The sequence below is a fragment of the Lactococcus sp. NH2-7C genome (assembly GCF_029953655.1).
Taxonomy (GTDB): domain Bacteria; phylum Bacillota; class Bacilli; order Lactobacillales; family Streptococcaceae; genus Lactococcus; species Lactococcus lactis.
In genome coordinates, this window is the sequence record NZ_CP124538.1 from 738,674 (window position 1) to 751,519 (window position 12,846).

Sequence of the window (12,846 nt, forward strand, 5' to 3'; positions counted from 1 at the left end):
AACATGGAATACGGTGTTTTATCTGTAATCTTGGTCATTGTTGTTGCCTTCCTTGCTGGTCTTGAAGGTATCCTTGACCAATGGCAATTCCACCAACCAATTATCGCCTGCTCGCTCATCGGTATTGTTACCGGTCATGCTTCTGCAGGGATTATCCTCGGTGGTTCACTTCAATTGATCGCTCTTGGTTGGGCTAACGTTGGTGCCGCTGTCGCACCCGATGCTGCCCTTGCCTCTGTCGCATCATCTATCTTGATGGTTCAATCAAATAACTTTGACTTGACTCACATCATGGGTACTATCGTTCCTGCTGCTATCTTGCTTGCAACTGCTGGTCTTGTATTGACTACTCTTGTACGTATGCTTTCAGTTGTGCTCGTTCACCAAGCTGACCGTGCTGCTGAAAAAGGTTCATACTCAGGTGTTGAAATGTGGCACTTCATCGCGCTTATCTGTCAAGGTTTGCGTATTGCTATCCCTGCTGGACTTCTTTTGGTTATCTCACCAGATGCTATCCAAAAAGCACTTGCTGCTATTCCTCCAGTTATCTCTGGCGGTCTTGCTGTCGGTGGTGGGATGGTTGTTGCCGTTGGTTATGCAATGGTTATCAACCTTATGGCTACTCGTGAAGTATGGCCATTCTTCTTCCTTGGTTTCGCTCTCGCACCAATCTCTGAATTAACATTGATTGCAACTGGTGTCCTCGGTGTTGTTATCGCTATTGTTTACCTTAACCTCCAAGCTTCTGGTGGTTCTGGAAATGGTACTGCATCTTCATCAGGTGACCCAATTGGCGACATCTTGAACGACTACTAAGAAAGGAGGATCTAAAAAATGTCTGAAAATAAAGTAACTCTTGATAAGAAAATCCGTCGTAGCGTTATGTGGCGTTCAATGTTCCTCCAAGGTTCTTGGAACTACGAACGTATGCAAAATGGTGGTTGGGCTTACTCGCTCATTCCAGCATTGAAAAAACTCTACCCTTCTGGCGAAGAAGCTAAAGAAGCTTTGAAACGTCACTTGGAATTCTTTAATACTCACCCATACGTTGCCGCTCCTATCATCGGTGTAACTCTTGCCCTTGAAGAAGAACGTGCTAACGGTGCTGATATCGATGATGCCGCTATTCAAGGGGTTAAAGTTGGTATGATGGGTCCTCTTGCAGGTATCGGTGACCCTGTCTTCTGGTTTACAGTACGTCCTATCGTTGGTGCGATTGCAGCTTCATTGGCTACTGGTGGATCAATTATCGCTCCACTCTTCTTCTTCATCGTGTGGAACGCTATCCGTATCGCTTTCTTGTGGTACACTCAAGAATTTGGTTATAAATCAGGTTCTGCAATCACTAAAGACCTTGGTGGAGGACTTCTCCAAACTGTTACTAAAGGTGCATCTATCCTTGGTATGTTCGTCCTTGGTGTATTGATTCAACGTTGGGTAACAATTAACTTTAATGGTCCTAACGCCGTTGTTTCAAAAATTCCTTTACAAAAAGGTGCTTATGTAGAATTCCCTAAAGGTTCTGTATCTGGTACACAACTTCATGATATTCTTGGTCAAGTTGGTAACAAACTTTCTCTTGATCCTACAAAAGTAACTTATCTTCAAGATAACTTGAATCAATTGATTCCTGGCCTTGCTGGTTTGCTTATCACATTCCTTTGCATGTGGTTGCTTAAGAAAAAAGTTTCTCCAATCGTTATCATCTTTGGTCTCTTCATCGTGGGTATCCTCGGTCGTTGGGCTCAAATCATGTAATCGATTTGGTAAAAAAATCAATCTTTGGATTGGTTTTTTTTATTTTATTTTTCTCTAATAAATTGAAGTATTTAAGGCAAGTAAAGCGTTTTTATGGTATAATGGTTTTTAGATTATTAATCTAGGAAATGGAGAGAATCTGTGGCTCAATCACTAAATACTAAGGCTGATTATTCAACAGAAGGAATTGCTTATTTAGGTTTTGCTGAATATGGAAAAATTCTGATTGGTGATGTTGCTTTTGAGTTTTATAATGACCGAAATGTTGAAAAAAATATGACTTTTCCTTGGACGGCAGTGGCTCGTGTTGAGGGTGACGTTTCAAAATCCCTCAAAGGTGAGGTAAAAGTTGGTCGACAATTTTCAATCGTTTTACAAAATGGCTCTAAGGTTCGATTCTCATCGAAAAACTCAGGAACTGTTTTAAAATGGATTCGTCATTATTTAGGAAACGATAAAGTGGTTAAATCCCCTAGTTTCCTCGGAACTTTTAAAAATGCTTTTAAGAGAAAGAAGAAAAAATAAAAATCCCAATTTGGGATTTTTTTGTTAGTTAGAGCAAGAGCATTCATTAGTTTTGCAAGAACAGCTTGGCTCATTTTTTATTAATCTAACTTTTTGTAAAATTTGTTGGCGGTATGAGGGTCGTCCTATGAAACGTGTGACTTTACTGAAGATGTAACAAGATAAGAGTGTGACGAAAAAATTGGGAAGGGAAAGATAAGTCATGACTGCTAATAGCATAACTACAATATCAATACCAAAGAGCGTTTTATCAATTGGCACTTTCCACTTATTTTCAAAAAGTCGCGCAAGTAGAATAGAGCCTCCAAATGTTCCTTGTGATAGAACAACTAAACCTGCACCAATTCCTGAGAGGATTCCGTCTATAATCCCCACAGTAATCAATGAGTCCATTTGAAAGCCAGTAATTCCTACGGCTTCATAAATCATCATCAACCCGCTCATGGCCAGCGCTCCAGGAATAGTCAGTAACAATTCCCGCTGCACAAGTAGTTTCCAACTTAAAAGAAAGAGTGGAATATTGACTGCAAAAAAAGTCAAAGCTGGATTCATTCCGAAAACAAAGTGAATAAATACTGAAAATCCTGCGATTCCATTGCTAGCCATCGCGTTAGGAACGACAAAAAGTTGAATAGAGAGAATATAAAGGCCTACACCAACTAGTAGTATGAATAGATCTCTAAGAAATAGTCTATCAATTTTTACTCCGATTAAAGTCATTTTACCTCCTTTATTAGTTTTTTCTTATAATCTAATGATAACATTTTTATATTTATTCTTTAAACCATATCCCTCGTTGGGCCTATTTTTATTATCTTCTTTAGTTCTTGATATAATATAGATATGTTATAATACAGGTATAAACGGAAACGAGGGCGATTTTGGCAACTAATAATTCTGAAATTTTTTATGAAACAAAAGGAACAGCCTATTTAGGTGTGGTTGAAAATGGAAAAATTATCTTGGGTGATTCTGGTTTTGAATTTGAATATAAAAAACCACGTCGAGGACAAAACATTTTCTTTACTTGGTCAAGTATTAAAAGCGCCGAAGTTGATGTTTCAATCAGTGGAAAACTTGGTCAGCAGTTTTCTTTGATTTTAGACACTCAAGCTAAGGTACGATTTTCTTCTAAAGATTCCAGATCTATTTTAAAAAAAGTTGCTGAATATGTGGGTAAAGAAAATATTGTCAGAGCACCTAGTTTGCTTGACCCTTTCCGTCGCGCTTTCAAAAAGTAATGATTGATTTTAAAATGATGATTTTAAAAATTTTTGACAAAGTAATTCACAAAATGGTAAAATAAATCTAGAAATGGGTCTTATTAAATTTTTTTAGAGAGCTTGTGGTGCTGAAAACAAGTAAAATGAAATAATGACTTTCTACTTCTGTTAATTTTCTCATGAAAATGAGAACGTCTGCTTACGTTACAAGCGACTTGAGTTCTATTTTTACTGACAGCTTGAATATCAGTTTTCGTCAGTAAATAAATAGATAATTTAGGTGGAACCGTGCGATTACCGCGCCCTAATTCTTTTTGAATTTGGGCGCTTTTTTTCTACTGACAGAACTTTTTCTAAAATATTCTTGTCAGTAAGTTTTATATAAAAATAAAGGAGAGCTTATGCTTGATATTAAAAAAATTCGTGCTGATTTTGACGGTGTTGCTGCAAAATTAGCCACTCGTGGTGTTGAAAAAGAGAAACTTGAAAAACTTCATGACTTAGACATTAAACGTCGTGAACTCATTGTAAAATCTGAGGCTTTGAAAGCTGAACGTAATAGCGTTTCTGATGAAATTTCTCAAGTAAAACGTGCAAAAGGCGATGCCAGCGCACAAATTGCTGCAATGCAAAAAGTTTCTGCTGAAATCAAAGCCATTGATGCTGAACTTGCTGAAATCGAAGAAAACTTGAATGAAATCATTATCATGTTGCCAAATCTTCCTCATGAAAGTACACCAATTGGTGCTGATGAAGATGATAATGTTGAGGTTCGTCGTGTTGGTCAAACTCCAACTTTCAATTTTGAACCTAAAGCTCACTGGGATTTGGGTGAAGATTTAGGAATTTTGGATTGGGAACGTGGTGGTAAAGTCACTGGTTCACGCTTCCTTTTCTACAAAGGTGCTGGCGCAAGACTTGAACGTGCACTTTATAACTTCATGCTTGATGAGCACGGTAAAGAAGGTTATACTGAAATGATCACTCCTTATATGGTTAATCAAGAGTCAATGTTTGGAACTGGTCAATATCCTAAATTTAAAGAAGACACTTTTGAATTGAAAGATGACCGTGGTTTTGTTTTAATTCCAACTGCTGAAGTTCCTTTGACTAACTACTATCGTGGGGAAATTTTGGATGGCGCAGAATTGCCAATCAAATTCACAGCAATGAGTCCTTCTTTCCGTTCTGAAGCTGGTTCTGCTGGTCGTGATACTCGTGGTTTGATTCGTTTGCACCAATTCCATAAAGTTGAAATGGTTAAATTTACTAAACCTGACCAATCTTATGATGAACTTGAAAAAATGACAGCAAACGCTGAAAATATTCTGCAAAAATTGGGTCTTGCTTACCGTGTTGTGGCTTTGTCAACTGGTGACATGGGATTCTCTGCTGCTAAAACTTATGATTTAGAAGTTTGGATTCCTGCGCAAAATACTTACCGTGAAATTTCTTCATGTTCAAACTGTGAAGATTTCCAAGCACGCCGTGCCCAAATTCGTTATCGTGACGAAGATGGTAAAGTTCAACTTCTTCACACTTTGAATGGTTCTGGACTTGCCGTTGGACGTACTGTGGCTGCTATCCTTGAAAATTATCAAAATGAAGATGGCTCAATCACTGTCCCTGAAGTTCTTCGCCCATATATGGGTGGACTTGAAGTAATTAAATAATAAAAAAATCTACTGACAGAAATTTTTTGGACTTGTCAGTAGATTTTTTTGTTGAAGATTACTGATGGGACTACTAGCATATTCGTAATGTACTATCTACGTGCTGCGCACTACGCTGTCCATTCCAACTAAGCGCTGAAGCGCTTGCTGTCAGGGCAAAGTACAAACGAATATCCTATGACAGAATTTCTATCAGTAAACTTGTGATTCAACTATTGCTAATAAATATTCTTAAGTTTGAAATAATAGTATTTATCTAAAACTTTGAAACCCTGAGAGAAATATAAATTATTAGCAGAAATATTTTCACGCCAAGTTTGAATAAAGACTTGATGTGTTTGACTACTACTACCTTTATCTAATAAGGAACTAAAGAACTGCTTAGCGTATCCTTTATTTCTAAATGGAGGATAAATTTCAAAATCGTAAATTCCAATGATATCATCTAAAAATACTAGACAAATTTTCCCTATCCTATCACTTCCCCAACAAATCGTATAAGGAACAATAGTTTTTGAAAATAATCTTTCTTGTGGAAATATGACCGCCCACTTTTTTTCTGAGGATATATACAAATTATCACTCTTTTTCATTAGAAAATCTAAAGCTTCTCTATTATAATTTGCGACATAGTTAATGTCTTCAGTCCGCTCTTTAATAAAATTCGTATATGATACAATCTTCTCAGCAACTTTTAAAAATTGTAAATGGTGATTTTTCATTATTTTTATTATTTTTATCTCAGGAATTATTCTTTTCAATAATAAGAAATTAAAATCCTCTGTTTTAATCAGTTTATTTTTCACGATAATATAAGAATCAGTTTCAATAATTTCACAGCCTATAGAAGCTAGCCAAATTAACTCGTTTTTTAGGAACTTTTTATTCAGATTCATTATTTGCCTCTAAATCAATATTTCGATAAATTTTTGTCTGAACTAGTATCAGGTAGGTCAGTAAAAATACAGTCGCTATTGCAGCTCCAAGTGGAATCAAACCAAAATGGCTAACTGCATTTCCAAGAATCATTCCAATAGGGGCTGCAATATAGACGACACAATCAATGACCCCAATAATTCGCCCACGAACCGAGGAATCAATAGAACTTACAAAATAGCTAAATAAGGGTTGAGTAAAGGTATCAAAAAATCCATAAAAAAGGAGAACAAGAAAGATAACAAATATAAATTTATTAATCATTGGCAAAAAAATAAAACAAAAAGCTGAACCTAAAAGACCAATTTTCGTCATTTGTGAGACTTTTTTACTAAAGCGAATAATGACGATAGATGCCAAACTTTCGCCTATATTAGTGGAAGACTTTAATAATGATAAAAACAGAGGAGAAAGACTTTTTGTACTTTGCAACATGAAGAACGGTAGGATATTTGGAATATATCCATAATCTAAATTTAAAAAAAATAGAAGAATCATGAAAATGATTATTTTCTTATCTGACAAAATTTTTTCTTTAATAAACGAAAGAGGAAAAGTATTTTCCTTTTTCTTTATCTCCTGTTTTCTTTCATTAGGAATAAGGAAATAAGTCACAAAGAAGGACAAAATAAATAGTAAAAGCACTAAAAGATAAATATAATTGAGCCCAAGAAAAGTAATAATAAGACCTGCTAAAATATTGTTTAAAACTGCTGTGACCTGTGTGGATAAAACGCTGATGGAGTCATATTTTATATATTCATTTGTTGACAAAGTTGAGGCAACAAGTGTGATAATTCCGCGTTGAAACAGGGTGCTAATTGCCGTAAATAGGAGATAAAAAATAATTCGAGCATTATCAATCTTTATGAAATAAACTCCAATAATAACCAAAATAAAACTGACAATACTTATCAATAATAATCTCTTTTTAGGATAGGAGTCAGCAATTACACCAGCTACAAGTGAAAAAATGGATTGAAGAATAAAAGATGAGCTTAAAACAAGAACAATGGTCTGAAGTTGCTCATGATTGGTAAAAATTCTCCAAAGAATATTCATCTGAAACAAAGTGCCAGCAAATGATACTAGAAGATTTATTCCAAGAAATAAAGACATTTTTTTATACATTGATATGCTCCATGAAATAGGCTATGACGTTTCATTGTCAATACCTTGAATTAATTCCCTTCTTTTTTGCACGATTATAGACATAAGTAAAAGTGGCTGTTCCTATAATCATATAGATAATCATTTGTAGAATAAGGAGTAGAAAAGTAAGAAAATTAAACGAATTTTGGCTTACCTTTAAACCAAGATTAATAGGTAAAATTTTGGTTAGTACAACTAAAATTTGTGGCATTTTATCCAAAGAAATTAGTGTTCCTGATGCAAAAAGTAAGAGGTACTGGATAATTCCGACAAAAGAAGCGATTTTAGTAAATTTCAAAGTCAGTCCTGAGAATATCATGGAAAATCCAACAATTGCAAAAAAATTAATGACTAAAGCGGTTAAAGAAAACCAACTTAACTTTATATGAATTTGATAAAAAAGGCAGACAATGATCGTTGCAATCATTATTCTAATAAAATTAAAAATTCCCCAAACAATTGATTTAATAAACAAGATATAAATCAATCGGATGGGTTTTAGAATCAATTGTTCAAAAGTTCCCACTTGTTTTTCATAAGAAATTGATTCTGACGCAACAGTCAAAACACCGCTGAGCAAAAACCAAAAAGCATAACCAATATAGCTCGAACTTGTAAAATGCTGTCCCAGAATCATAAATACAGATAAAAGAATAACCATCATCACTAAACTTGAGATAAAATCTGGATAAAAGACTAAAGTTTCTCTTAGTTCTCGTTTAAATTCTGCTCTAAACATTTTACTCTCCTTTATAATAATCAATTAAAATTTCTTCTATTGATCGGTCATGTTTTTTGTAAGAGAGAATTTTTTCGCCCTCTTCTATCAATTTTTTTAATTTTTCTTCTGCCAACTTTTCATCTGTAAGTTGATAGCTGTCAGTACTTGTTCTAATAAGGTAATAGGCAAGAGAATTTTCTAAAATAAAAGATTCATATTTTCCTAAAAATGAAATTTCTCCTTTGTTTAATAAGAGAACTCTATCGGCAAGGGCTTTGATGACATCGGTTTGATGTGTGGTTAGGATAATTGTTTTATTATGTTCTTTTGACATTTTCTTGACCATATCCAGTAAGTCACGATTGGCTTTAAAATCCAGTCCCAAAGTCGGCTCATCTAAGAACAAAATTTTTGCATCATTGAGTAAGCTACAAATAATAGATAATTTTTGTTTCATTCCTCTTGAAAAGTTGAAAAGGCGTTTATTCGCTGCTTCTTTCAGGTCAAATTGTTCTAAAAGTTGTAAGATTTCTTGCTTTTTGATTTTTCGTTTGTAAAGTGCTGCGAAATATTCGATATTTTCAATCGCTGTTAGATAACCATAAGTATTTTCTGCATTTTCTAAGACCGCTGAGGTCATTTCATAAATTTTTTGACCATAAGTGTCGATAGATTTCCCGTAGTAATCGATTTCTCCGGAATCCTGTGCAAGAATACGGAGCAACATCTTAATCAATGTCGTTTTTCCTGCACCATTTTTCCCTAAGATAATAAAAATTTCTCCTTCATTGACAGAAAAAGAGATGTCTTTGATAATCGGATTATCTTCAAATGATTTTGAGAGATGAGTGACTTTTATGACTTCTTTCATGATTTTACCTCACTACACTCATAATACCCAGTGCATTAATAAACTTTATATGGGTCATGCCAATAATACAAAATTTTTATATAAAATAAACTTACTATTATCATTAAGCTTCCCGTTATTAAAAAAATTTCGCTGAAATTGGCTCTATCGTAAAGATAACCAAACAAAATGATGCTTAATGATCTGAAAAGTTGGTCATAATTTTTTTGCCTTGTTAAAATATTATTTAATGCACTTTCTGAAAAATAGTTCAAAGTATTTACAGATAGGCTCACTCGGTATCTAACAATAATTGCTGAGAAAAATAAATTAAATAGACTGATACTTAAAAACGGTGAAGTATATTTGGTATAAAGTAATACCGAAAAAAGAACTACTATACTTCCCATTAAAAATATTGATTTTGGTAAATCTGCTAATTTTGCCTCTTTTTCCAAACTTTTGATTAAAAATAATCCTGATATTAACATTCCAACAGCCCACAAAATTTTTGTGAAAGCATATTGGAAAGTGGATAATGATAATTTGTTAATTTGAACAAATGGTAATCCTACGTTTATTGATGAAAAACTAATAGATATAATGCTTGGTAAGATAACAAAAAGAAGAGTTTGTATATGTGAAGAAAAATTTTTACTTTTATTAACATTTGCTGAAAGGGCAGAATCACTTCTTTTATCTCTTCGCTCATATCTCTTGTTAAAAAATATTAAACGTGAAATCATAAAAAGGGTAATAAAATCAATAGTCGTACTAAGAACAATATATGTTGTAGAATTTAATATCGTAAAAAGTGCCGCAGCTAAAAGAGGGCTGAGAATGAGGGCAATGGCACCTATGATTTCTTCTAGTGATTTTAATCTTTTAAGTTCTTCTTCAGACTTCACAATAAATTGGCAAGAAACATTGTATGAAATGGAAAATATTTGACCGAAAATCGAATTAATTGTTAATAATATAATTATTGAAATGAATAGAAAAGCTGAACTAGAAATAAGCCATAAAGCTACTCCTATCAATAATGAAATAATTATTGTAGAAAAAAGTGATATTTTTAAAATTGAAGAAATTTTATATTTTTCCAAAACTTGTTTCATTTGCTTTGTAAAAATAAAGCAGACAACTGGTCCTAAAAATTGTGATATCCCAAAAATAAGCGCTGATTTGGATTTTAATAAAATAATTAAACCAATGCCAAAACTCAAAAATTGTCCCGAAAAACTTCCAAAAAAGCAAGCTGTTAGCGCCCAAAGTATGTTTTTATTTTTTGTTTTCATATAATAAACGGCTCTGATATTATTTGGGATAAGAGTGGATAAATTTCACGCGCATAAAATTCTACAAGTTTACAAGTTAATTCAGAGTAACTATATAAATCATTACTATCGTAGTAACTATCTGCTCGACACCCCCCACCACAATGTTTCAATAAATCACAGTTTTGACATTTTTGTGGGAGTTGACGTGGAGTAAAATTATAGACTCTCAACCATTCTGGATTATTCAAAATTTTATCTATAGGATCTTTTAAAATATTCCCATAGGACATATCCAAAGAAGGACAATAAGTTACATCCCCATTAGGACGAACAGTAAGTGCTCCTTGATAAGAACATGGACGACTATCTAAGTTATATTGAACAAGATGCGCCCCTTCAAAAATTCCAGACCGATAGAGCTTACTGACATCTAATTCAAAAACTTCTGGTTCCTTCATGTGTTTAACGATAAGCTCTTTAATTTTAAAAAATTGTTCCTCCGTTCCCTCGAATTTCAAACTATTCTTACTTGCATTTCCTTGTCCAAAAATAAACCCAAGCCGCCACCTATCAACACCCATATTTTTGAATAATTCATACATTTCCATAAGTTCATCAATATTTTCGTTAGTAATCATAGTATTTACTGTGGTGACATATCCATTATCCAATAATCGCTTTACTCCATTTAGTGCATATTTATAAGGGACACCACGAATATTTTTATAGCTTTCTAATCCGTCGATACTTATTCTAAACTCAATAAGTAAGTCTTTAATTGCATTAAGCTGATTAATTACTTTTTGTGATATAAGCATCCCATTTGTTAAAATATGTATTGGATGGTCTTTGGCGTATGTAATCAGTTCTAAAATATCTTTTCTCATAAATGGTTCCCCACCTGAAAATCCGATATCTCTACAACCAATTTCTAACGACTTATCAATGATTCTTTTTATAGTTTCAACATCGATATCATCATCAGAAGAATCTAAATAGTCAATATTATAGCAATGCGTACATCTTAAATTACATTGATTTGTAAGTTCAAAATGTAATCCTGTAAAAGGTTTCTTCATAACTTTTCCTTTCATAAAAGGTCAAAGAAATCTTTGACCTTTATTTTTTAGATAGAATCTTTAGTCAGCTTCTTACTTAGTTTCAAGAAGAGGAAGGCAAGCAGAATCATTATTCCAACTAGACTCGTTTGAAACAATGCGTGTTTCACTCTTGCCAAAGAGTATAATACGTTTTTGTTCTTTTGACATTCTAAACTCCTTTCTCCTGAATACTTTTTGCGCTTAAAAGTAGCTAGGGATTTCTAATTTTACTTTATTTCAACTCCGTTATTTGCAACTAATGAAGCTAAAATAATCAATCAAATCCACTATTTCAATTGATAAAACCATTATAGCACTCTGAAAATTCTGTGAAAAAGTTTTGGAATATATGCCAAAAGATGATTTTATTGCTCGAAAGCCTTGGATTATAACGTCTTCTTAGTTTTTTATTTTCTTATATTATCGTCAGTTCTTACACAGTATCTTTGGTTAACGACTTAAAAAAATTAATTTTATTTTTCTTTTGTCATATATTCCAAAAGTTAATCGAACATAAAAAATACTGACAGAAATTTCTGTCAGCAACTTTCAAAATATAATCCTAAATTAAAATCTTTAAATATTTTTGATGACAATGCTGTCAGTAAATGCTATAATTAGTTCAATTTACTGACGGAGGGCTTTGATGAATGAATAAAATATTTCCTGAAAAATTACAAAAAGGGGATGAAATCCGTGTGATTTCACCTAGTTCTTCTTTGACTCGGACTGGAAAATTTGAAGATAAATAAAAGCAAAAGCTCGTCTTGAAGCACTTGGTTATCAGGTTACTTTTGGTCAGCATATTTTAGAAAATGATTTGCTTGAATCAAGTTCGATTAATTCACGACTTGCAGATTTCCATGCAGCATTTTCAGACCCTAATGTCAAAGCTGTTTTATGTACCATTGGTGGCTTTAACTCTAATGAACTTCTTCCTTATATTGATTGGAACATTGTAAAAAATAATCCTAAAATTTTCTGTGGATTTTCTGATATCACTGTTCTTCACCAAGCTATTTTCGCTAAAACTGGCTTGGTCACTTACTATGGTCCAGGTTATATAGCCTTTTTAATGGATGAATTACAAGACTTTCAAACTAATTCTTGGCAAAATGCAGTCGCTGGTCAGTCAACTTATTCTTTAAATGCCAGCGATTTCTACACGAGTGATGCTTGGTATGACCCCACTCAAGCTCGTCATCTTCTGCCTGCTGCCTGGAAAATATATAATCATGGCAAAGCGACAGGGGAAATTATTGGCGGAAATCTAAATACCTTGATGCTTGTGACAGGAACCAGTGCTCAGGTCAAATCCAATCAACCAATTGCTTTTTTAGAAAATGCTGAAGGTGAAGATTTTTATGATTGGGACCGAGAATTAGCTCATTTTCTGCAAATTTATCCAGATATTGCTGGGCTTGTCATTGGTCGTTTTCCTAAGGAAGAGGGGATGACCGAGGAAATTTTACACTTTATTTTAGATAAATATCCTCACTTAAAAACAATTCCAGTCGTCTATGATGTCGATTTTGGACATACTCAACCGATTTTTACTTTTCCTCTGGGAGGGCAAGCAGAAATTTCCACACAGCCTTTAAAAATTGAAATCTTAGAAGGCTAGAACA

At 33.6% G+C, this 12,846-nt stretch carries 12 protein-coding genes and 1 pseudogene; 6 read left to right on the forward strand and 7 right to left on the reverse strand.

What is annotated here, in order from left to right; genetic code table 11:
- Window positions 1–3 precede the first annotated feature (3 nt).
- From QJV49_RS03510 to QJV49_RS03520, 3 genes are all read left to right on the forward strand, one after another.
- Entirely contained in the window at window positions 4–816 is an 813-nt protein-coding gene (locus tag QJV49_RS03510) for a PTS mannose/fructose/sorbose transporter subunit IIC (protein ID WP_057720129.1), read from the forward strand.
- An 18-nt stretch (window positions 817–834) separates the two neighbouring features.
- Window positions 835–1,758 carry a PTS system mannose/fructose/sorbose family transporter subunit IID gene (locus tag QJV49_RS03515; protein WP_225511985.1) on the forward strand — a complete coding sequence of 308 codons (924 nt, stop codon included), beginning with the start codon at window positions 835–837 and terminating at the stop codon, window positions 1,756–1,758.
- A gap of 141 nt (window positions 1,759–1,899) precedes the next feature.
- Window positions 1,900–2,283: a DUF956 family protein gene (locus QJV49_RS03520; RefSeq protein WP_003130895.1), complete on the forward strand. Its 384-nt coding sequence runs from the start codon at window positions 1,900–1,902 to the stop codon at window positions 2,281–2,283.
- Between the two features lie 24 nt (window positions 2,284–2,307).
- Here the strand turns inward: QJV49_RS03520 and QJV49_RS03525 are convergent, their stop codons facing one another.
- Entirely contained in the window at window positions 2,308–3,003 is a 696-nt protein-coding gene (locus QJV49_RS03525; protein ID WP_225511984.1) for a YitT family protein, read from the reverse strand.
- Window positions 3,004–3,164: 161 nt separating this feature from the next.
- Between QJV49_RS03525 and QJV49_RS03530 the strand changes: the two genes are divergently transcribed.
- Both QJV49_RS03530 and serS read left to right on the forward strand, forming a co-directional pair.
- Window positions 3,165–3,524 carry a DUF956 family protein gene (locus QJV49_RS03530; protein WP_225511983.1) on the forward strand — a complete coding sequence of 120 codons (360 nt, stop codon included), beginning with the start codon at window positions 3,165–3,167 and terminating at the stop codon, window positions 3,522–3,524.
- Between the two features lie 383 nt (window positions 3,525–3,907).
- Window positions 3,908–5,179: a serine--tRNA ligase gene (serS, locus tag QJV49_RS03535; protein ID WP_225511982.1), complete on the forward strand. Its 1,272-nt coding sequence runs from the start codon at window positions 3,908–3,910 to the stop codon at window positions 5,177–5,179.
- A gap of 218 nt (window positions 5,180–5,397) precedes the next feature.
- Here the strand turns inward: serS and QJV49_RS03540 are convergent, their stop codons facing one another.
- The 6 genes from QJV49_RS03540 to QJV49_RS03565 are packed head-to-tail and all read right to left on the reverse strand — an operon-like array spanning window position 5,398 to window position 11,197.
- Window positions 5,398–6,075, reverse strand: a complete 678-nt coding sequence (locus tag QJV49_RS03540; protein ID WP_225511981.1) for an N-acetyltransferase — start codon at window positions 6,073–6,075, stop codon at window positions 5,398–5,400.
- The gene (locus QJV49_RS03545) at window positions 6,062–7,246 is read right to left on the reverse strand and encodes an MFS transporter (RefSeq protein WP_225511980.1); all 1,185 of its coding nucleotides are present in this window, start codon (window positions 7,244–7,246) and stop codon (window positions 6,062–6,064) included. The genes QJV49_RS03540 and QJV49_RS03545 overlap by 14 nt, the downstream gene beginning before the upstream one ends.
- 37 nt (window positions 7,247–7,283) lie before the next feature.
- Window positions 7,284–8,006 carry an ABC transporter permease gene (locus tag QJV49_RS03550; protein ID WP_225511979.1) on the reverse strand — a complete coding sequence of 241 codons (723 nt, stop codon included), beginning with the start codon at window positions 8,004–8,006 and terminating at the stop codon, window positions 7,284–7,286.
- A 1-nt stretch (window position 8,007) separates the two neighbouring features.
- Complete coding sequence (locus QJV49_RS03555) at window positions 8,008–8,859, reverse strand: ABC transporter ATP-binding protein (protein WP_225511978.1); 852 nt, start codon at window positions 8,857–8,859, stop codon at window positions 8,008–8,010.
- Between the two features lie 35 nt (window positions 8,860–8,894).
- The gene (locus QJV49_RS03560) at window positions 8,895–10,136 is read right to left on the reverse strand and encodes a hypothetical protein (RefSeq protein ID WP_225511977.1); all 1,242 of its coding nucleotides are present in this window, start codon (window positions 10,134–10,136) and stop codon (window positions 8,895–8,897) included.
- Window positions 10,133–11,197 (reverse strand): radical SAM/SPASM domain-containing protein, encoded by a 1,065-nt coding sequence (locus tag QJV49_RS03565; protein ID WP_225511976.1) that lies wholly within the window; start codon window positions 11,195–11,197, stop codon window positions 10,133–10,135. Before QJV49_RS03565 ends, QJV49_RS03560 begins: the two co-directional genes overlap by 4 nt.
- Before the next feature lie 671 nt (window positions 11,198–11,868).
- Between QJV49_RS03565 and QJV49_RS03570 the strand changes: the two are divergent.
- A pseudogene (locus QJV49_RS03570) lies at window positions 11,869–12,842 on the forward strand (S66 peptidase family protein).
- Window positions 12,843–12,846 lie beyond the last annotated feature (4 nt).

Excerpts from the sequence above, each read along its gene's own strand:
- QJV49_RS03510 (WP_057720129.1), top strand. The coding sequence starts at position 4 with ATGGAATACGGTGTTTTATCTGTAATCTTGGTCATTGTTGTTGCCTTC.
- QJV49_RS03515 (WP_225511985.1), top strand. The coding sequence starts at position 835 with ATGTCTGAAAATAAAGTAACTCTTGATAAGAAAATCCGTCGTAGCGTT.
- QJV49_RS03525 (WP_225511984.1), bottom strand. The coding sequence starts at position 3,003 with ATGACTTTAATCGGAGTAAAAATTGATAGACTATTTCTTAGAGATCTA.
- serS (WP_225511982.1), top strand. The coding sequence starts at position 3,908 with ATGCTTGATATTAAAAAAATTCGTGCTGATTTTGACGGTGTTGCTGCA.
- QJV49_RS03540 (WP_225511981.1), bottom strand. The coding sequence starts at position 6,075 with ATGAATCTGAATAAAAAGTTCCTAAAAAACGAGTTAATTTGGCTAGCT.
- QJV49_RS03545 (WP_225511980.1), bottom strand. The coding sequence starts at position 7,246 with ATGTATAAAAAAATGTCTTTATTTCTTGGAATAAATCTTCTAGTATCA.
- QJV49_RS03550 (WP_225511979.1), bottom strand. The coding sequence starts at position 8,006 with ATGTTTAGAGCAGAATTTAAACGAGAACTAAGAGAAACTTTAGTCTTT.
- QJV49_RS03555 (WP_225511978.1), bottom strand. The coding sequence starts at position 8,859 with ATGAAAGAAGTCATAAAAGTCACTCATCTCTCAAAATCATTTGAAGAT.
- QJV49_RS03560 (WP_225511977.1), bottom strand. The coding sequence starts at position 10,136 with ATGAAAACAAAAAATAAAAACATACTTTGGGCGCTAACAGCTTGCTTT.
- QJV49_RS03565 (WP_225511976.1), bottom strand. The coding sequence starts at position 11,197 with ATGAAGAAACCTTTTACAGGATTACATTTTGAACTTACAAATCAATGT.